Annotated in this window: 1 pseudogene; it reads left to right on the forward strand. The window is 69.9% G+C overall.

The features are described 5' to 3' along the window. Positions 1–145: 145 nt before the first annotated feature. A pseudogene (locus tag EN861_RS34575) lies at positions 146–346 on the forward strand (coniferyl aldehyde dehydrogenase); the annotation flags it as partial.

Raw genomic sequence — 346 nt, forward strand, 5'->3', positions numbered from 1 at the left:
CGGCGCGGGCGGCTTGCGATAGTCCGGATCGCCGGCCTGACGGGCGGAATCCACCACCTCGGCAAAGGCCATCGCCTGCTGCGGCTTCGGCACCCTGGTCCCGCAGGGGCAGGGCGCCGCGATCGCCGCAAAACTCGCCGCAGCGATGGCGCGGCTCTATCCCAGCCTGCGCAACAACCCCGACTACACGGCCATCATCAGCGAGCGGCATCACAAGCGCCTGGGCGACATGGTCGCCGAGGCGCGCGAAAGCGGCGCCGAGGTCGTAGAGGTCAATCCGGCCAGGGAGGAGCTTGGCGTGACGGACCGCAAGATGTCGCCCGTGCTGGTCAGGAATGCCGGCGAG

The organism is Mesorhizobium sp. M8A.F.Ca.ET.218.01.1.1 (assembly GCF_004791165.1).
In the GTDB taxonomy this organism is placed as follows: domain Bacteria; phylum Pseudomonadota; class Alphaproteobacteria; order Rhizobiales; family Rhizobiaceae; genus Mesorhizobium.